Genomic DNA, 18,969 nt, shown 5'->3' with positions numbered 1-18,969 from the left:
GGGTTGGTACGCCTGTTTCCCGCCGATATGGCGGGAAACAGGCAAAAAACACACAAAGAACGGAAGTGAAGTGGCTGTAATTTACGTTTTTGGCTGACTGGAGGTCAGCCTGGCCTAAATCAGCGGTTATTCAGACCTTCCCTAGTTGGCCGCCGCCGGAGCGGCCATCGCCCGAAAGGGTGGATTTGCCCGAGAGTCACCTGAATGGGTGCTGGTGTTGGGCGGGAGCGGCGCTAGAGTAGCGCTCAGGCAACCCGAGGTCCGAGACGGCGCAGGCCGGATCGTGATGTACCAACAACAAAAACCACGCACGATTCATGGAGGCTACACCTCATGCCATTTAACAAGAAAAGCGTTCTTGCCCTCTGTGGCGCTGGCGCGCTGCTGTTCTCGATGTCTGCCCTGGCCAACAACCCGGCACCGACCGATCCGGGTGATTCGGGCGGTGGTTCCGCCTATCAGCGCGGTCCGGATCCGTCCGTCAGCTTCCTCGAAGCCGATCGCGGTCAGTACAGCGTCCGTTCCAGCCGTGTCTCCAGCCTGGTCAGCGGCTTTGGTGGCGGCACCATTTACTATCCGACAGGCACCACTGGCACCATGGGTGCGGTCGTTGTAATTCCCGGCTTTGTTTCTGCCGAGTCTTCGATTGACTGGTGGGGCCCGAAACTGGCGTCCTATGGTTTCGTGGTCATGACTATTGATACCAACACCGGCTTTGATCAGCCGCCGAGCCGTGCGCGTCAGATCAACAACGCACTGGATTACCTGGTAAGCCAGAACAGCCGCAGCTCCAGCCCGGTTCGCGGCATGATCGACACCAATCGTCTGGGCGTCATTGGCTGGTCGATGGGCGGTGGCGGTACCCTGCGTGTTGCCAGTGAAGGCCGTATCAAGGCAGCCATTCCGCTGGCACCCTGGGATACAACCAGCTACTACGCCAGCCGCTCGCAGGCACCGACTCTGATCTTTGCCTGTGAGTCGGATGTGATCGCGCCGGTCTTCCAGCATGCCTCACCGTTTTACAATTCCCTGCCTTCCAGCATCGACAAGGCCTTTGTGGAAATCAACGGTGGCAGCCACTACTGCGGTAATGGTGGCAGTATCTATAACGATGTACTGAGCCGGTTCGGGGTGTCCTGGATGAAACTGCATCTGGATGAAGACAGCCGCTACAAGCAGTTCCTCTGCGGCCCGAACCACACTTCCGACTCTCAGATCTCTGATTATCGCGGCAACTGCCCGTACTAAGTTCCGGGTTCAAGGAGCAGGCGTCGGCCCATCGCTGGGTCGGCGCCTTTTTTGTGTCCAGCTATCAGGGTTTGGGGCGGTAGGCGCAGAAGCCGGGCCGCGGACCGATTTGCGGGTGGTTGCGGCAGGTTGCGGGGCGTTTGTCGTAGACGGTGCAGCGGCGGCTGCGGGTATCGAGAAACAGGCAGTCGTCATTGCTCATGCGACTGAGCGTGAAAATGCCACTTTTCTGGTGAAAGCGCCCGACCACACCCTCCTTCTGCAAGCGTTTGGCGATGCGGCTGAGTGGCTCGCCGCGCTCGAATTCATCCACCAGTCCCAGGCGAATCAGGTCGTCCAGGCGAACCTCGACCGGCAGGGTGCAGCAGCCGGCGTTGCAGGTGTCGCACAGGCCCTTGCGGTACTTCTGCCAGGTATCGAGCCGATCAATGTCGGCTGCGGGAATCAGTTGTGGTTTCATGCGGCGCCTCAGAAATGAGGCGCGCAGTATAAAAGAGCCCGGCGCTGTGCTGAACCACCGGGCGTCGTGGTGTTATTCGTCGAAAAAGAAGCGTTCTTCGCCGAAGGCGGGCTGCAGGTGGTTGAGCCAGGTGGCCTGCTCATCATATTTGGCAAAGAATGGGCGCTGTACCCAGTCGGGGTTGCGGCCCTGAATCATGCGCAGTGCGATGACCTTCTCGCCATTGATCTCGGTGACGCCCTGAACCTCAACCTTGCCAGGGTGCGAGCTCATGGAAGGACCGCGCGCGGTGCGGGCGATGCCGGATACCTGCTGCATGGCGTCGCGGTAAATCTCCCAGGCTTTGACCAGCGGCACTTCGAAGTAATGGCGGGCCCCGGTGTCGCGCTCAACGAACATGTAATAGGGGATGATGCCGAGCTCGACCTGGGTCTGCCAGAGGCGGGCCCAGACGCTGGCGTCATCGTTGATATGCGCCAGCAGCGGACCCTGGGCTCGAATCTGGGCGCCGGTCTGGCGGACCCGGCGGATCGCTTCGCGTGCGACTTCCGGTTCCAGCTCCTTCCAGTGGTTGTAGTGCGCCATCAGCGCCAAGTGTTTGCCGGCGGCCTGGATTTCGGCAAACAGGGCCAGCAGGTCCTCGGCATCGTCATCACTGACGAAGCGCTGTGGCCAGAATGTCAGCGCCTTGGTGCCGATGCGGATTGTGCGAACGTGAGCGAACTCGTCGCTGAGCAGCGGTTCGAGGTAGGCGCGCAGGTTACGGGTTTTCATCACCATCGGGTCGCCACCGGTGACCAGTACGTCGGTTACCTCTGGGTGCGCGCGCAGGTAGTCCTGCAGCTGATTGGACTCACGGGCAGCAATCTTCAGATCCTTGTCGCCGACAAACTGGGCCCAGCGAAAGCAGAAGGTGCAGTAGCTGTGGCATACCTGGCCGGAGCTGGGGAAGAACAGCACGGTCTCGCGGTACTTGTGCTGCAGGCCTTCCACCACCTCGCCATCCAGCTTGGGGATGTTGTGTTCCAGTTGGCCTGCCGGATGGGGATTCAGCTCGGCGCGGACCTCGCTGATCAGTGCCTTCAGGTCAGCGGCACCAAGCTCGTTGCGCATGGCATCGGCAACCCGCTGGTAGTGCTCGGGCTTGAGCATGCCGCGCTGCGGGAAGGTGAGTTGAAACATGGGGTCAGTCGGTACCTTTTGCCAGTCGATCAGCTCGTCAATGACGTACTGGTTGACCCGGAACGGCAGGACGCTGGCGACCACCTGCATTTCAAAGCGTTGTTCTGCGCTCAGTTGCTGTAGCTGCGGAATCTGGTCGAGTTGCTTGGCGGTGTAGACCTTGAAGCGCTGGTGGCTAAGCTGATTGATGTCGAAGTGATCAGGTGTGATCGACGTAACGGCGAGAAGATTGGATTTTGGCATAGCGGATCGTCTGTATCTTTCTTGTCAAAAGCAATAGGTCGCATCGGGCTGACTGCTGACAGGCAGTGCGCGAGCATGAAAGTAAGCCGATAAACTGGATTAAACGGCAAAAAACGCGTCGATCATTGGCTAAGTTGCAATGATCATAGTGATGGGCTGAATATTCAGCAGGCGCGCATGATAGCGAAATGATCTATTGATGTCTAAAAAATGACCTGATGCGTTGCCCTTGGTTATGTCGAGCAGCATGGGTGCGCGTGGAGAGACGAGCATGTTTACCTACATCACGCTGGGTACCAACAACCTGCCGCGGGCGGTCCGGTTTTACGATGAGCTGATGGCCACACTGGGGATCGAGCGCGTGCGCACGCCGGGCGAATCCAACTGGGACGGTTGGGCCGGCTGGGGCTACTACGAGAATCGGGGCGCCCGAGAGCTGGCGCTCTGGCTGTGCGAACCCTTTGATGGGCGGCCCGCATCTGTCGGCAATGGTGTCATGGTCGCCTTTGCGGCGCCCGATTGGAAATCGGTACGCGCCTTCCACGCCGCCGCGCTGGCGAACGGCGGCAGCAGTGACGGCGAGCCCGCGCTGCGCGAGCACTATAATCCGGACTTCTACAGCGCCTATGTGCGCGATCCCGATGGCAACAAGCTGGCGGTGGTGTGTCGAGGTTATTTGCACGAGCCTGGCGAATGAGGTGACAGGCGTCAGGCTGCCCGACGTACCCCGATTCAAGGAGATTCCATGCTTTACGCACAGCTCACCATGTTGGCCCAATACAACCGGTGGATGAACCAGCGGCTCTACAGGCTCTGTGCCACGCTGGACGATGCCGAACGGCGCGCCCCCCGTGGTGCCTTTTTCGGCTCCATTCATGGGACCCTCAATCACCTGCTGCTGGCCGACCACCTGTGGATGGGGCGCTTTACCGGCCAGCCTTTCTCTGCTCCGGCGCTGGATGCTGAACTGTACGCCGACTTTACCGAGCTACGCGACGCGCGGGAGGTGATGGACGAACGGATAATCGAATGGGTAGGCAGTCTGTCTCCTTCCAGCCTGGATAGTGAGCTGCGCTATACCAGCCTGGTCAATCCGCAGCCGCGCTGCTATCCGCTGTGGTTGGCATTGACTCACTTTTTCAACCATCAGACCCACCACCGAGGCCAGCTCACTACGCTGTTATCGCAGTCGGGAACCGATCCGGGCGTGACTGATCTGATCCAGATGCCGGGAGTCAGCCCGGCCTCTGAAGTGATCAGTCAGGAGACGGTGATGACGGCGGCGGATGAAGTACTCGAATTCTGGTTTGGCGAGTTGCGGCCGGCCCAGTGGTGGCAAAAGGATCCGGCGCTCGATGGTCTTATTCGCAGTCGCTTTGGCGACCTGCACGAACGTGCGGTGCGCGGTGAACTGATGAACTGGCGGGCCAATGCGCTCGGGCGGCTGGCCGAGATCATCGTGCTGGACCAGTTCTCGCGCAATATCTGGCGCGATACGCCGCGGGCATTCGCCAGTGACGGTATGGCGCTGGTGCTGGCGCAGGAGGCGGTTGCCGAAGGTGCTGACCAGCAGCTGCCGGTGAAGTGGCGCGCCTTTTTGTACATGCCGTTCATGCATAGCGAGTCGCTGCGCATGCATGAACAGGCGATGAAACTGTTCAGTGCGCCGGGCCTGGAGGACAATCTGCGTTTCGAGCAGAGGCACAGGGATATCATCGAGCGTTTCGGTCGCTACCCTCACCGTAACGCGATTCTTGGCCGGCCATCGACGGCAGAAGAGGCGGCGTTCCTGCGCACCAAAGGCTCGAGCTTCTAGGCAACTGTATCGCCAGCAATGCAGCAAATTGTGCCGGGACGCCCCTGTGCCGGATCGCGTAAGTTGAACCTTTTTTACCGGAGACGTCTCATGCAACTGCCGATCTATCAGGTCGATGCCTTCACCGACATACTGTTTGGTGGCAATTACGCTGCCGTTGTGCCGCTGGCCGACTGGCTGCCGGCCGAGCTGATGCAGGCAGTTGCGGCCGAGAATAACCTGTCTGAAACCGCTTTTGTGGTCAGGCAGGCCGACGGCGGTTATGCCATCCGCTGGTTCTCGCCGTTGGCCGAGATTGATTTCTGCGGCCACGCTACGCTGGCCGCCGCGTTTGTTCTCTTCCGCTTGAACCCGGACGTTCCGGTGCTGCGCTTTCGGGCCGCAGCGGTCGGCGAGTTGAGTCTCAGCCGTGAAGACGATGGCCTCATCCATATGGATGCGCCACGGCTGGCGCCAGAGCCGGTAGCCGAGCCGCCGGCGCTGTTGTTTGATGGTTTGTCGATCAGGCCGGATGCAGTGCTGGTTAGCCGCCAGGCGTGGTTTGCAGTCTATGCCGATGAGGGCCAGGTGCGAGCGGTCGAGCAGGATCCGGAGCTGATCCGGCAACTGGCACCGCGCGATGTGGTGGTCACCGCGCCCGGGCACGATGTGGACTTTGTCTCCCGCTATTTCTGGCCGGCCAATGGTGGCCTGGAAGACATGGTAACCGGCTCGATTCATGCCGGGCTGGCGCCCTACTGGGCGGAGCGACTTGGGCGTAACGAGTTGAAAGCGCTGCAGGCTTCGACCCGTGGTGGTGTGCTCTATTGCAAGGTGGAGGCGGAGCGGGTCCGCATCAGCGGCTACGCGGTACTCTACCTCGAAGGCTGTATTCATGTGCCCGACTGAGTCCCTGGTAACCCCGCCGGGAAAGTCGGATAGCTATGCTTGCAGCATTGAAATGAACACGGAGATGCAGAATGACATCAACAAAGGCGGCCCTGGCAGCCGGGCTGATCAGTGCAGTGTCACTGGCAGGCTGCAGTAACCTTGAGTCAACGGAGCCGGCTGTGGCCGCATCCGAGCAGGGTATTCCGCAGCGCGGTGTGATGATTTTGCAGTGTGGCGGTTCGCCGGTTCGGGTCACCCTGACCGGCGAGCAGGCGCTGATCGAAGCAATGCAGGGCCGCTTCCTGCTGGAGCGCGTGGTGACTGCCTCGGGTGCCCGGTACGAAGCGCCTGATGACAGTTCGACCAGTTTCTGGAACAAGGGCGACAAGGGCCTGCTGACCATTCGCGGTGAAAGCCTGCCCGAGTGCGAGCCAGCCGGTGCACTGGTGCTGCAGGCCGGTGAATGGGTCGTGGAGGACATCAATCGCGGGGGCATCATCGACCGCTCACGAGTGACGCTCAACTTCGGCAACGACGGTCGCGTGTCGGGTCGGGCCAGTTGCAACAATTATGTCGGTGCCTATCAGGTTGATGGCCGCACTCTGCAACTGAGCCAGTTGGCGACCACCCGTCGAGCCTGCGCGCCGGCGCTGAACGAGCAGGAGACCCGCGTTGTGCAGACGCTGGAGCAGATCAGTCGTTTTCATCTGGATGAAACCGGTGCGCTGATCCTTGAGGGTGATGAGGGCGGTTCCCTGAAGGCTCGGCTGGAGTAAGATGGCAGCGTCCGGCCCGGTAGCGGGCCGGTTCACCAAAACCATAACAACGGAGTACCGTGATGCTGCTGCTGATTCTGGGCCTGATTCTGTTTCTGGGCATGCACTCCGCCCGCCTGTTTGCCGCTGAAAAACGCGCGTCCTTCATTGCCGCCAGGGGACCATTGGCCTGGAAGGGTATTTACGCACTGGTCTCGATCATCGGTTTTGTACTGATCATCTACGGCTACGGCCAGGCCCGCGTGAGCCCCACCTGGCTGTGGATCTCGCCGGTGTGGACGCGCCATCTGGCTGCGCTGCTGACCATCCCCGCATTTATTCTCATCGCTGCGACCTATGTTCCCGGCTCCTGCATCAAGGCGCGGGTTGGCCATCCGATGCTGCTGGGCGTGAAGTTCTGGGCGCTGGCGCACCTGATTGCCAACGGCACGTTGGCGGATCTGCTGCTGTTCGGCGGCTTCCTGGCATGGGCCACCGCGCTGTTTGTGGTCTCACGCAAGCGTGATCGTGCTGCCGGTGTCGGCTACGGCAAGGGCAAGCCGGTGATGGACGCGGTGGTTGTGGTGGTCGGTCTGGTGGCCTGGGCGGCCTTTGCTTTCTACCTGCATGGCGCCTGGATCGGGGTCAAGCCGATGGGAGTGTGATTCCGGCAGACATAAAAAACCCGCAGTGATGCGGGTTTTTTGTTGTTTGGTCGGGAGCTTCAAGGTGATCTTCCCTTTCGTTTGACCGTTTCCTGCACTTAGCTGTTGCCGAGTTAGACTTTCGCCTTCCCGGCGAGCCAAGGGGGGCTGCTTGCCCAGCCCCCCCTTAGCAATCCCCCCGGGCACCCGACTACGCGGCCCTGCGGGTTCGCTGCGTTGCTCGATTTATCGGGGAGCCACAAAACTCGGGGGCTCCGCCCCCTCAGACATCCTGTGGCTCTTTTTCCCGACAAATCTGCGCTACTCGCCCGCGTAAACGGGATGAACCCCGGTGCCCACTCCACCATGCGAGCATTTGGCAAATCGCTCTGGATTTGTACTACGGTGCATCTCCTGTGCCTGATCGGAAAATCAACAAAAAACCGCATCACTGCGGTTTTTTGTTGGCTAGGACAGCTCCGGTCTTATTGTCCGGTCTTGATCCGGTTCCAGGCACGGGTACGCACGCGCTCGGCGGCCAAAGGCAGCGGTTTGAGGGTAAACAGGCGGGCCTGTACCTCGGCCGGCGGATAGGCACCGGGGTTGTTGCGCAGGCTTTCATTGACCAGCTCAGTCGCCGCGGCGTTGGGGTTGGCGTAGCCCACCAGGTTGCTGATTTCGGCAACGACTTCGGGTTTGAGCAGGTAGTTGATGAAGGCGTGGGCCGCAGCCGGATTGGGTGCGTCCTTCGGAATCGCCATCAGGTCGAACCAGACCTGTGCGCCTTCCTTGGGAATGCGGTACTCAAGGTGGACGCCATTGTTGGCTTCCTGCGCACGGGAGTTGGCCTGCAGGATGCTGCCGGACCAGGCGACTGCTACGCAGATTTCGCCGTTGGCGATGTCGTTGAGAAAGCGCGAGGAGTTGAAGTAGCGCACATACGGCTGGATCTTGCTCATCATGGCGACTGCGGCGTCGTAGTCTTCGCTTCGGGTGCTGTTCGGGTCCAGACCCAGGTAGTGCAGCGCGCCCGGCAGAATTTCTGACGGCGAGTCGAGGAAGGCAACGCCGCACTCGGCCAGCTTTTCCATGTTTGCCGGGTCGAATACCAGCGCCCAGGAGTCGACTGGCGCATCGTCACCCAGCACCGCGCGGACTTTCTCCGGGTTGTAGCCGATGCCGTTGGTGCCCCACATGTAGGGCACGGCGTACTGGTTGCCCGGGTCGCTGCCTTCGAGCACCTTCATCAGGTCCTGATTGAGGTTGCCAAGGTTTGGCAGCAGGCTCTTGTCCAGCGCCTGAAAGGCGCCTGCCTGGCGCTGCTTGGCGAGAAAGCTGTCGCTTGGCACCACCACGTCGTAGCCGGACTGGCCCGACAGCAGCTTGGCTTCCAGCACCTCGTTGGAGTCGAAGGTGTCGAGTGTCGGGGCGATACCGGTTTCCGCCTGGAAGCCGTCCAGAGTCGCCTGCGGGGTGTAGTCGAACCAGTTGTAGATCTTCACCTGATCGGCTGCCAGCGCACTGAATGACAGCGCCGCCAGCGGGGCGATCAGCCCCAGTTTGCTTGCCAGTTTCATTGTGCTTCTCCTTGAGTTGTGACGGTTGCGTCAAAAGCGGTGAGGACGTTGACAGCGTTGATGCCGATCTCTTCCACGGCGTAGCCGCCCTCCATGACAAACAGTGTTGGCAGCCCCAGCCCGGCAATCAGCTCGCCCATCTTCAGATAGTCGGGGCTGTCGAGCTTGAAGCTGGAGATCGGGTCGGCCATGTAGGTGTCTACGCCGAGCGAGACGATCAGATAATCTGCGCCGAAGCCGACGATTTGCCGCAGCGCGTCGCGCAGGGCCTGCGACCAGACACTCCAGTCGCTGCCGGCAGGCAGAGGGTAATTGTGGTTGTAGCCGAGGCCGGTACCTTCACCGCGCTCGTCGGCGTAGCCGGCAAAGCACGGATACTCGTTGCGCGGGTCGCCGTGAATCGAGGTGAACAGCACGTCCGGGCGCTGATAGAAGATGTCCTGGGTACCGTTGCCGTGGTGGAAGTCGACATCAAGGATGGCGACCTTGCTGGCGCCCTGGTCGAGCATGGCCTGGGCGGCAATCGCCGCGTTATTCAGGTAGCAGTAGCCGCCCATATAGTCGATACCGGCGTGGTGCCCGGGTGGGCGACACAGGGCGAAGGCGCTCTGGGCGCCCGCACACAAGTGTGCCTGGGCGCTGAGCGCGACCTGCGCGCTGCTGTAGATCGCCTGCCAGCTGCCGGCGGTCAGCGGCGCACCGGCATCAAAGCTGTAGTATCCGAGCTGGCCGTCGATGTCATCGGGGCAGCGCGGCGGCATGCGGCGCGGTGGCCAGGCCAGCGGCAGCATGTCGTGGCTGCGGCCCAGTGCACTCCAGCGTTGCCAGGCGTGCTGGATAAAGTCGACAAACTCCGGGCTGTGGATGCGCTTGATCGGAGCCAGACCGAAGTCCTGCGGCTCGCAGATTGGCCCCAATCCGGTTCGCTTCACCTGCTCCAGCACCATATCGGCGCGCGAGGGTTTCTCGAAGCAGGGCATAAGCTGGCCATTGTTCAATTCGGCGTTGGCGTGGTGCAGGCGATGATCGTCGCTGTAGAACGTCCGCATGATGAATCCTGTGGCTGGTGAGTCGGTTGCCTTCGATCATGGCGTGCACCGTAGCCTCGGGAAATGCTGCAGAGGGACAGAAAAGGGATCGAAACGGACAGGCGATTGACCGCCGAGGTCCGCTTGTGCCCTGGTCAGAATGGGGCGTGCTGGTGTGGCTGACTCTGACGCCAGGCCCGCGGCGTGGTCCCGGACCAGCGCTGGAAGGCGTGGCGGAAGCTGGCGGTTTCGCTGAAGCCGAGCTGTTCGGCGATGGCGTAGATCGGCAGCTGCTCGCGGTTGAGCAGCAGCTTGGCGCGCTGGAACCGCAGCCGGTCAAGCAGTTGCTGGTAGCCGCAGCCGGCACGCTGCAGGTGCCGACGCAGGGTGCGGGTGGTGCAGTGCATCTGATTGGCCAACTGCTCCAGCGTTGGCGGCGCTTCGAGCTGTTGCTCCAGTTGCGCGCTGAGCTGACTGACCAGCGCCGAGGGTTCCGGCCGGAAACTGTCCTGCACGGTCTGGCAGTGGCGTTTGGCTTCAAAGTGGGTGACGGGTTCGGCCAGTGGCAATGTCGCATTCAAGGTGTCAGCGGCAAACACCAGGCGCTCGGCGTCCTGGTCGCACAGCAGGGGGCAGTCACCCAGATAGGTCCGATAGTGGTCACTGTGAGCAGGGGGATTACTGCTCAAGTGTACGGCCTCCAGTTGCAGCCTGGCACCCAGCGCATCATCCAGCATGGCCTTGATCGAGGACAGGCACAGCTCGACGTTGAACAGCCGCAGTGCCGGTGATTCGTGATAGTGATCGGCGCGCAGTGCCAGTTGGCCATTCGGCAGGGTTTCCAGCTGCAACCGGAAGTAACTGCCGAGCAGCACCGGAAAGGCCAGCATGACTTGCAAGGCATCAAGCAGGGTCGGTGCCGACAGCATCGCGTAACCCAGTTGGCCATAGGCCGATACCCGCATGCGCTGGCCGAGCTTGAGGCCGATCAGCGGGTCGCCGGTCAGGGCGACCGTATTGGCGAAGACGGCCTGCTCCTGCTCAGGGGTGATCAGCAGGGCCGGGGTTTGCAGGTCCGCCGAGCTGAGCCCGGAACCGGCCAGGACAGGTTCAACAGGCAGATGGTGTTCTTCCAGCCAACTGGCGATCAGGCAGGTGCTCTGCAGGCTGATCAATCTGCGGTCGGGTGCCTGGCAGGCGGTATCGGGTCGAATCATGTGATTGCACTCGTGTGATGCCTGTTGCCAGTGAAGCACAAAGAGTGCCAGTCATTCTGTTTGTTCGGTAAAGCCGATAAGCAAAACAGGAATTATGCGCTTATATCGATATTAAAGATCATTAGAATGAAATGGAATTTATCGCTGGAGTGCCGCCATGCCCCGCATGCCATTCAACACCCTGTGCTGCCGCCCGCTCGTGCAGTTGAGCCACCCAAGGGAGGTCGTTCGTCAGTTCACCCCAAACTGGTTTGCCGTCACCATGGGCACAGGCATTCTGTCGGCTGCGCTGCCGCACCTTGGGTTGCCGGGCGCGGCATTACTGGGTCAGACGCTGTGGCTGCTGAACCTGCTGCTGTTTGCGTTGTTCTTCGGGCTGTATGCCGCCCGCTGGCTGCTGTATTTCAATGAGGCGCGGCGTATCTTCGGCCACGCTACCGTATCGATGTTTATCGGTACCATTCCGATGGGGTTGGCCACCCTGATCAATGGCCTGCCGAGTCACGGTGTCGCCCTCTGGGGCGAGGCCGCGATGACGCTGGCGTTGCCTCTGTGGTGGCTGGATGTGGCGTTGGCGCTGGCCTGCGGTGTTGGCATTCCCTATCTGATGTTCACCCGCCAGGAGCACAGTATCGACCAGATGACCGCGGTCTGGCTGTTGCCGGTGGTGGCTGCCGAGGTCGCCGCGGCGAGTGGCGGATTGCTGATTCCCTGGCTGGCAGCCGAGCAGGCCTATGCGGTACTGGTGACCAGCTACGTGCTCTGGGCCTGCTCGGTGCCGGTCGCCCTGAGTATTCTGGTGATCCTTCTGCTGCGTATGGCGGTCCACAAGTTGCCGCACCGCAATATGGCGGCCTCCAGTCTGTTGGCATTGGGCCCCCTGGGGACCGGTGCGCTCGGGCTGTTGCTGCTGGGTCAGGCAGCAACAGAGGTCTTTGCCGCTCAGGGGCTTTCCAGCGTCGGTGTGGTGGCACACGGCCTTGGGATAGTCGGCGGGTTACTGCTCTGGGGGCTGGGTTTGTGGTGGCTGTTGCTGGCGCTGCTGATCATTTGCCGTTACCTGCGTGAGGGCATGCCGTTCAACCTCGGCTGGTGGGCCTTTACCTTTCCGCTCGGGGTGTATGCGCTGGCGACCCTGACTCTGGGGCAAATGCTGCAGCTCGCCTTTTTTTCGCGCCTTGGAGCCGGGTTGGTCGGCCTGCTGGCACTGCTCTGGGTGCTGGTGATGGCTGCAACCCTGCGTGGCGCCTGGCGTGGCGAGCTTTTTGTCTCGCCCTGCATTGCCGACCAGGTGGGAGTGCCGGTGCGCTGACCGTGCAGCGCCGCAGCGGATATGTTATCAATCCTCAGGCGCGATGCCCCTGCTGATAAGGATGAGTCCATGCAACCGACTGCGATTCCAACACGTTATCTTACCTGGCTGTTGTGCGTGCTCGGTGCGTTGATCAGTCTGGCTCTGACTGCATTGTCGGCACTCTGGTGGCTGCTGGCGGCACCGCTGCTGGTGTTGGCCCTGGTCGGGCTTTGGGACGTAACTCAGCGTCGGCACACGATCAGCCGAAATTACCCGGTGCTGGCGCACCTGCGCTATCTGCTGGAGTCGATCGGGCCTGAGCTGCGCCAGTACTTTATCCAGTCCGACACCGATGAGCTGCCGTTTTCCCGCGAGCAGCGTAACGTGGTCTATCAGCGCGCCAAGAATGTGCTGGACAAGAAACCCTTTGGCTCGCTGATGTCGATGAACGCAGAGGGTTACGAGTGGCTCAATCATTCGCTGGCGCCGGTACAGATTGCGGACAGCAACTTCCGGGTGCGGGTTGGCAGCCATCCGAAGACCACCCAGCCCTATGATGTCAGCGTATTCAACATCTCGGCGATGAGCTTCGGCTCGCTGTCGGCCAACGCGATTCTGGCGCTCAATACCGGAGCCAGGAAGGGCGGCTTCTACCACGACACCGGCGAGGGGTCGATCTCGCGCTACCACCTGCGCCCCGGCGGTGATCTGGTCTGGGAAATCGGTTCCGGCTACTTCGGCTGTCGCACGCCGGATGGCGGCTTTGATGCCGGGCTGTTTGAGCGCAATGCCCGGTTGCCGCAGGTCAAGATGATCGAAATCAAGCTGTCCCAGGGCGCCAAACCCGGGCATGGCGGCATTCTGCCCGGGGCCAAGGTCTCCGCCGAGATTGCCGAGGCCCGGGGTGTGCCGCAGGGGCAGGATGTGGTGTCGCCCGCGGCCCACTCGGCGTTTCATACCCCACTGGAATTGATGGCGTTCATTGCCAGGCTGCGTGAGCTGTCGGGCGGCAAGCCAGTAGGCTTCAAGCTGGCCATCGGGCACCCGTGGGAGTGGTTCGGCATCGTCAAGGCGATGCTGGAGACGGGTGAGCATCCGGACTTTATCGTGGTCGATGGCGGTGAGGGTGGCACTGGTGCTGCGCCGCTGGAGTTCATCAACCGGCTTGGGACGCCGATGACCGATGGCCTGCTGCTGGTGCATAACACCCTGGTCGGGGCCAATCTTAGGGAAAAAATTCATATCGGTGCTGCCGGCAAGATCACCTCGGCGTTCAATATTGCCCGTACCCTGGCGATCGGCGCCGACTGGTGCAATGCGGCCCGTGGCTACATGTTCGCCCTGGGCTGTATCCAGAGCCTGAGCTGCCACAGTGGCAAGTGCCCCAGCGGTGTCGCCACCCAGGACCCTAGCCGCAGCGCCCGGCTGGATGTGGCCGACAAGAGCGAACGGGTCTACCACTTCCACCGCAATACCGTGCTGGCGCTGGCGCATATGCTGGAGGCAGCCGGGCTGAAACATCCGAGTGAGCTGGGCCCTGAACATGTGATTCGGCGTGTGTCGCGCTACGAAGTACGGCCCTATAGCGAGTTGTTCGAGTTTCTTGAGCCGGGCGTATTGCTGGATGGCCGGGCAGAACTGCACCTGTTCAAAAAGTACTGGGCCCAGGCCCGCGCTGACAGCTTTGCGCCGCCGGACTACATGCTCAAGCTGCGGGAGACCAAGCTGCGCTGAGCGTTGGCGTCACGCGTGCTCACTGGCCGCTTGCTGCGCCAGCATGGCAAAGGTGGCCAGCCAGTGGCTGCCCATGTAGTCGTCCTCAAGGTGATTGATTGCCGCGGCGAGATGGGCTTCGGCCACGGTCAGCAATGTGGGCCGTGCGGCTGATAGCTGAAACCAGCACCAGGCTCGGCTGAGGTTGAGGCCATCGAGATGGGCAAGCTTGCCGTCGCTGCGCTCACTGACGCTAACCGGCCGGAACAGGGTGGCTGGCTGCTGTACGACCAGGTCCGGCAGAAAGGCATCCAGCCAGTCGGCGAAGGTGTTCCCGTCCATGACTTGTTGCATCAGCACCGCCTGCTGCAGTGTCGGAGAGAGAAAGTCCTCACCGCTCGGCTCGCCCCAGGCCGGGCAGCCGCGATCGTTGGCAAACCACGTCAGGCTGCGCTCGCGCAGCAGGCGCTCCAGTTGCTGGTCCTGCGCCATTCTGGCGTATTCGAGGTAGAGCAGCAGGGCGAAGGCGGTGTTGTTATGCTGACCGCTGCGGATGGGGTAGAGCAGGCGCGGCAGGTAGTCCAGCAGGCGCCGACGAATCAAGTCTGCCAACGGTTGCAGCGTTGCTGCGCCGCGCCGCGCTGTCGGCTCGCTGCTGCGCAGCAGTTCGGCCTGCAGCATCAGCAGCCAGGCCCAGCCGTAGGGGCGCTCAAAGCCTTGTCCCTGACGCTCGAAGGTGGTTATTTCAGCGGCGACTGCGTCGTCAGTGATCTGCTTGAGGCGCTGGCGAATGGCGACTGCCTCGGGCAGGTCGGGGGCTCGGTTCAGCACCCTCACCAACAGCCAGTGGCTATGCACGCAGGAGTGCCAGTCATAGCTGCCGCAGAACAGCGGATGGGCCTGCTCGGGTGGCTGCCAGTCGGCTGCACAGTTCAGTCGTTGCGGGCCGCTGTGCGGATAGACGCGGGTGATATGAGCAAGGGCGATGCGTGCCAGAGCGGCGTGATCCGGCTTGGCTGGCATCTCAGCGTACCGGTTGCCAGTTGATGTCACGCAGCAGCCAGCGGCCGTCGACGTCCTCCCACAGCAGGCGAATATCATACTGGCCGGCGCTGTTGGGGATCAGCCGCTCGGCGCCGGTCAGGGTGACGCGGGCCTCGCTTTCGGCACGTTGTTCGTAGCCTGGGTCGATCTCGGTGCGCTGCTGGGTGACCAGCACGTTGATGCGCTGATTGCGCAAGAACATCAGCCGCAGGGTGCGGTCGGCCCAGTCCTGGTCGTACTGACTCTGGGCGATAAACTCGGGATGCAGCAGGTCCATGACGGCGCTGCGGTCGCGCTCCTCGATCCCGCTCTGCAGCTGCTCGATGGCCTGATTCAGGCGCTGGTCCGGGCTGGAAGCCCCGCACCCCAACAGGCTCAGTGCAAGCAGGGCGGCAAGCAGAAAACGCATAGGTGACAGCGGCCTCGCGGGTCAGTAATGTTGGGGCTTCCAATGTAAGGAGCGCGGCGCACTCGTGCCGGTTCAGGGAGCCATCATGCAGCTGTTGTATCCGGAGATCAAACCCTACGCCCGCCACGAACTGGCGGTCACCCCTCCCCATGTTCTCTATGCCGATGAAAGCGGTCAGCCCGATGGCCTGCCGGTAGTATTCATCCATGGCGGACCCGGGGCCGGGTGCGATGCGCTCAGTCGCCGCTTCTTCGATCCGTCGATCTATCGAATTGTCACCTTTGACCAGCGCGGCTGTGGCCGCTCCACCCCGCACGGCAGTCTGGAGAACAACACCACCGCCGATCTGGTCGCCGATATGGAAACCCTTCGCGAGCACCTTGGGATCGACAAGTGGGTGCTGTTCGGCGGTTCCTGGGGCTCGACGCTGGCACTGGCCTACGCCCAGGCGCACCCGGACCGGGTAATGGGCATGGTGCTGCGCGGCATCTTCCTGTGCCGCGAGCAGGACATCCACTGGTTCTATCAGGAGGGCGCCAGCCATGTGTTCCCCGATTACTGGGAAGACTATCTGAGCCTGATTCCCGAGGAAGAGCGTGCCGATATGGTGGCCGCCTACTACCGCCGGCTGACCGGTGACGACGAGATTTGTCGCATGCACGCGGCCAAGGCCTGGTCGGTCTGGGAGGGGCGCTGCGCCACGCTCAGGCCCAGCCCGCAGGTGATCGAACGGTTCAGTGACGCACGCCGCGCCTACGCGATTGCCCGCATCGAGTGTCACTACTTCGCCAACAAAACCTTCCTGGCCCCCAACCAGCTGCTCGACAACATGGACCGGATTGCCCATATCCCGGGCATCATCGTGCATGGCCGCTACGACATGGTCTGCCCGCTGGACAACGCCCACGCGCTGCATCAGCGCTGGCCGGGCAGTGAGCTGAACATCATTCGCGATGCCGGCCACGCCGCCTCCGAGCCGGGCATCGCCGACGCGCTGGTGCGTGCTACCGGCGATATGGCGCGCCGGCTGCTCAATCTGACGCCGCAGGCCGAGTGACATGAAGGGATTGCTGCAACGGGTCAGTCAGGCCCGGGTCGAGGTTGAGGGAGAGATTGTCGGCTCGATTGATCAGGGACTGCTGGTGCTGGTCGGCATCGAACCGCAGGACGACGAGGCCAGCGCCGACAAACTGCTCAAGCGACTGCTCGAATACCGGGTATTCACCGATGTCGACGGTCGCATGAACGACTCGCTGACCGACGTGCAGGGCGGGCTGCTGTTGGTATCACAGTTCACCCTTGCCGCCGACACCCGCAAGGGCCGCCGCCCCGGTTTCTCCACAGCCGCGCCGCCGGATCGCGCCGAGGTGCTGTTCAACTATCTGGTTGCCAGGGCGCAGGCGCTGCATCCGCAGGTCGCAACCGGTCGTTTTGGCGCCGATATGCAGGTGCATCTGGTCAACGACGGGCCGGTGACGTTTCTGCTTGAGGTCTGAACCGCTGGCGTCGGGACAACGCCGCGGGGGCAGGTTGCGTTACTAGCGTAGGGTGGACAACGCCAAAGGCTTGTCCACCTATTACTGCTGCGCTGACACCAACTGCTCAGACAGCCGGGTAGGTTCGCGTCCAGACGGTCAGCAGCAAGCCGGCCGCCATCGCCCACGCCAGAGCACCGACGGTCAGCGTCACCACCAGCGTGAAGCGTTCGCTCAACAGCACAATCGTGAACAGATACGCCGCATAGGGCAGCAGCGACCAGAGGCCGAAAATGGCGGTGCTGCGCAGATCGCTGGCCAGCCGCTCGCTGCCGACGATGTAGTGGGCGATGATCGCGAAGGTTGGAAACAGCGGCACCAGGCCGGCAATGTAGAAGCTCTTTGTCTTCGCCAGCAGTGCAATCAGCAGCACTGCGAGCGCACCCAGGACGCACTTGAGGGCAAGGGACAGCATGTGGATAGATCCGCAAAGGTAGGGACAGGGAATCCCTGAGCAGGGGCAGGACGCCAGAGCGCTGCTCATCGGCGCGAATGTATGCCGCGCCGAGATGGCCGTCAATTGGCTGCAAAGCAGGTTTTGACGGCAGCCGACCAACGGCACCGGAGAGGGTGCCGCCGGTCAGTCGGATCAACTGCGCGCGGCTGCTTCGACCCAGTCCAGGCGGTCCTGGCCAAAGAACATCTCGCCATTGACAAAGCAGGTCGGCGCGCCGAAAACGCGGCGCCCGATCGCTTCCTCGGTGGCATGCTTGAGCTGCTCCTTTACCGCCGGGTCACTGGCTTTGGCCAGCACTTCAGCCGGGTCAAACCCGGCCTCGACCAGCACCTTGCCGACGATCTCGGGCTCGCCCATGTTCAGCTCGCTGATCCACATGGCATTGAAGATCGCCGTCAGCAGAGGCTCGAACTGTGGTGTGCCCTGATAGGCGGTAACCGCGCGCATCAGTTGCAGGGTGTTGATCGGGAAGAAGGGGTTCTGGTTCAGGGTGACGCCATAGCGGTTGGCGAAGCGCTGCATGTCGATGCGCGAATAGGCGCCCTTGGCCGGCACGGTTGCCGGGGAGCTGTTGCCGGTGGCCATAAATACGCCGCCCAGCAGCATGGGTTTGTAGACCAGGGTGGCCCCGGTGCGCTGGGCAATCGCCGGCAGCTGGCTCCAGGCCAGATAGCTGGCCGGGCTGCCGACGTCAAAATAAAACTCGATGGTCTTGCTCATGTGTCTCTCTCCGGAGCGGGATTAAAAGGTTTCCATCCACGGACGCAGGTCCAGCTCGTGGGTCCAGCTGTCACGGGGCTGGGCGTGGAGGGCCCAGTACTGGTCGGCAATGTGGTCGGGGTTGAGGATGCCATCCTGGTCCTTTAGCGCATAGCGCTCGGGGAAGTTGTCGCGGATAAAGGCGGTATCGATGGCGCCGTCGATGATGGGATGGGCGACATGGATACCCTGCGGCCCCAGTTCGCGGGCCATGCTTTGGGTCAGTGCCCGCAGCGCAAACTTGGCGCCGGCAAAGGCCGAGAAGCCCGAACCGCCACGCAGCGACGCCGTGGCCCCGGTGAAAATAATGGTGCCCTTGCCGCGCGGCAGCATCACCCTGGCGGCTTCCCGGCCGGTCAGAAAGCCGGCGAACCCGGCCATTTCCCAGACCTTGCGGTAGACCCGGGCAGTGGTCTCGGTAATGCCGAAGCGCACGTTGGCACCGATGTTGAAGATCGCCACTTCAACCGGGCCGATCTCCCGCTCGATGTGCTCGAACAGACCCACCATCTCCTCTTCGCTGCGCGCATCGCAGCCGAAGGCGTGGGCCTTGCCGCCGTCTGCCTCGATCTGGTTGACCAGCTCGCTCAGGCTGTCGGCATTGCGACGGGTCACACAGAGGGTAAAACCTTCCCGGGCGAAGCGACGGGCAATGGCGCCGCCGGTGGCATCACCGGCGCCGATCACGACCGCTACGGGTGCAGTTGCTGTCATGGCA

Annotated in this window: 20 protein-coding genes; 10 read left to right on the top strand and 10 right to left on the bottom strand. The window is 62.1% G+C overall.

Annotated elements, in window-relative coordinates; all coding sequences use genetic code 11:
- The first annotated feature begins 333 nt into the window (after window positions 1-333).
- Window positions 334-1,248 (top strand): alpha/beta hydrolase family protein, encoded by a 915-nt coding sequence (locus AC13EY_RS04460; RefSeq protein WP_228247074.1) that lies wholly within the window; start codon window positions 334-336, stop codon window positions 1,246-1,248.
- A gap of 64 nt (window positions 1,249-1,312) precedes the next feature.
- On the opposite strand, the gene AC13EY_RS04455 is transcribed toward AC13EY_RS04460, so the two are convergent.
- The gene (locus AC13EY_RS04455) at window positions 1,313-1,708 is read right to left on the bottom strand and encodes a YkgJ family cysteine cluster protein (RefSeq protein WP_228247073.1); all 396 of its coding nucleotides are present in this window, start codon (window positions 1,706-1,708) and stop codon (window positions 1,313-1,315) included.
- A 72-nt stretch (window positions 1,709-1,780) separates the two neighbouring features.
- Window positions 1,781-3,133, bottom strand: a complete 1,353-nt coding sequence (locus tag AC13EY_RS04450) for a KamA family radical SAM protein (protein WP_266101865.1) — start codon at window positions 3,131-3,133, stop codon at window positions 1,781-1,783.
- 271 nt (window positions 3,134-3,404) lie between these two features.
- Here AC13EY_RS04450 and AC13EY_RS04445 point away from each other — a divergent pair, with 271 nt between their 5' ends.
- The 5 genes from AC13EY_RS04445 (at window position 3,405) to AC13EY_RS04425 (ending at window position 7,239) form a co-directional block, all read left to right on the top strand.
- Window positions 3,405-3,830: a VOC family protein gene (locus AC13EY_RS04445; protein WP_088276088.1), complete on the top strand. Its 426-nt coding sequence runs from the start codon at window positions 3,405-3,407 to the stop codon at window positions 3,828-3,830.
- A gap of 48 nt (window positions 3,831-3,878) precedes the next feature.
- On the top strand, window positions 3,879-4,949 hold the full coding sequence (locus tag AC13EY_RS04440) for a DUF924 family protein (protein ID WP_228247072.1): 1,071 nt from the start codon (window positions 3,879-3,881) through the stop codon (window positions 4,947-4,949).
- A gap of 102 nt (window positions 4,950-5,051) precedes the next feature.
- Window positions 5,052-5,837 (top strand): PhzF family phenazine biosynthesis protein, encoded by a 786-nt coding sequence (locus AC13EY_RS04435; protein WP_323133567.1) that lies wholly within the window; start codon window positions 5,052-5,054, stop codon window positions 5,835-5,837.
- A gap of 71 nt (window positions 5,838-5,908) precedes the next feature.
- Complete coding sequence (locus AC13EY_RS04430) at window positions 5,909-6,595, top strand: META domain-containing protein (protein WP_228247070.1); 687 nt, start codon at window positions 5,909-5,911, stop codon at window positions 6,593-6,595.
- A gap of 62 nt (window positions 6,596-6,657) precedes the next feature.
- Window positions 6,658-7,239, top strand: a complete 582-nt coding sequence (locus AC13EY_RS04425; RefSeq protein ID WP_228247069.1) for an NnrU family protein — start codon at window positions 6,658-6,660, stop codon at window positions 7,237-7,239.
- Between the two features lie 464 nt (window positions 7,240-7,703).
- On the opposite strand, the gene AC13EY_RS04420 is transcribed toward AC13EY_RS04425, so the two are convergent.
- The 3 genes from AC13EY_RS04420 to AC13EY_RS04410 all read right to left on the bottom strand — a co-directional run bounded on the left by AC13EY_RS04420 (window position 7,704) and on the right by AC13EY_RS04410 (window position 11,040).
- Window positions 7,704-8,795: a polyamine ABC transporter substrate-binding protein gene (locus AC13EY_RS04420; protein ID WP_228247068.1), complete on the bottom strand. Its 1,092-nt coding sequence runs from the start codon at window positions 8,793-8,795 to the stop codon at window positions 7,704-7,706.
- The gene (locus AC13EY_RS04415; RefSeq protein WP_228247067.1) at window positions 8,792-9,844 is read right to left on the bottom strand and encodes a histone deacetylase family protein; all 1,053 of its coding nucleotides are present in this window, start codon (window positions 9,842-9,844) and stop codon (window positions 8,792-8,794) included. The genes AC13EY_RS04420 and AC13EY_RS04415 overlap by 4 nt, the downstream gene beginning before the upstream one ends.
- Before the next feature lie 134 nt (window positions 9,845-9,978).
- On the bottom strand, window positions 9,979-11,040 hold the full coding sequence (locus tag AC13EY_RS04410; protein ID WP_228247066.1) for an AraC family transcriptional regulator: 1,062 nt from the start codon (window positions 11,038-11,040) through the stop codon (window positions 9,979-9,981).
- A 157-nt stretch (window positions 11,041-11,197) separates the two neighbouring features.
- Here AC13EY_RS04410 and AC13EY_RS04405 point away from each other — a divergent pair, with 157 nt between their 5' ends.
- Complete coding sequence (locus AC13EY_RS04405) at window positions 11,198-12,352, top strand: SLAC1 family transporter (protein WP_228247065.1); 1,155 nt, start codon at window positions 11,198-11,200, stop codon at window positions 12,350-12,352.
- Window positions 12,353-12,421: 69 nt separating this feature from the next.
- Window positions 12,422-14,068 (top strand): FMN-binding glutamate synthase family protein, encoded by a 1,647-nt coding sequence (locus tag AC13EY_RS04400; protein ID WP_228247064.1) that lies wholly within the window; start codon window positions 12,422-12,424, stop codon window positions 14,066-14,068.
- 9 nt (window positions 14,069-14,077) lie between these two features.
- Here the strand turns inward: AC13EY_RS04400 and AC13EY_RS04395 are convergent, their stop codons facing one another.
- Window positions 14,078-15,070 carry a DUF2891 domain-containing protein gene (locus AC13EY_RS04395; protein ID WP_228247063.1) on the bottom strand — a complete coding sequence of 331 codons (993 nt, stop codon included), beginning with the start codon at window positions 15,068-15,070 and terminating at the stop codon, window positions 14,078-14,080.
- 1 nt (window position 15,071) lies between these two features.
- Complete coding sequence (locus AC13EY_RS04390; RefSeq protein WP_228247062.1) at window positions 15,072-15,500, bottom strand: hypothetical protein; 429 nt, start codon at window positions 15,498-15,500, stop codon at window positions 15,072-15,074.
- Between the two features lie 85 nt (window positions 15,501-15,585).
- Between AC13EY_RS04390 and pip the strand changes: the two genes are divergently transcribed.
- The gene (pip, locus tag AC13EY_RS04385) at window positions 15,586-16,557 is read left to right on the top strand and encodes a prolyl aminopeptidase (RefSeq protein ID WP_228247061.1); all 972 of its coding nucleotides are present in this window, start codon (window positions 15,586-15,588) and stop codon (window positions 16,555-16,557) included.
- 1 nt (window position 16,558) lies between these two features.
- A complete protein-coding gene (gene dtd, locus AC13EY_RS04380) occupies window positions 16,559-16,996 on the top strand; it encodes a D-aminoacyl-tRNA deacylase (RefSeq protein WP_228247060.1) in 438 nt (145 codons plus the stop codon).
- 106 nt (window positions 16,997-17,102) lie between these two features.
- On the opposite strand, the gene AC13EY_RS04375 is transcribed toward dtd, so the two are convergent.
- The 3 genes from AC13EY_RS04375 to AC13EY_RS04365 form a co-directional block, all read right to left on the bottom strand.
- Complete coding sequence (locus AC13EY_RS04375; RefSeq protein WP_228247088.1) at window positions 17,103-17,447, bottom strand: GlpM family protein; 345 nt, start codon at window positions 17,445-17,447, stop codon at window positions 17,103-17,105.
- Window positions 17,448-17,624: 177 nt separating this feature from the next.
- On the bottom strand, window positions 17,625-18,212 hold the full coding sequence (locus tag AC13EY_RS04370) for a 2-hydroxychromene-2-carboxylate isomerase (protein WP_233048493.1): 588 nt from the start codon (window positions 18,210-18,212) through the stop codon (window positions 17,625-17,627).
- Between the two features lie 21 nt (window positions 18,213-18,233).
- Entirely contained in the window at window positions 18,234-18,965 is a 732-nt protein-coding gene (locus AC13EY_RS04365) for an SDR family oxidoreductase (RefSeq protein WP_228247058.1), read from the bottom strand.
- Between the last annotated feature and the right edge of the window lie 4 nt (window positions 18,966-18,969).

It is taken from the genome of Halopseudomonas sp. L-58 (genome assembly GCF_056859475.1).
This window is presented reverse-complemented; position numbering and strand designations above follow the sequence as displayed.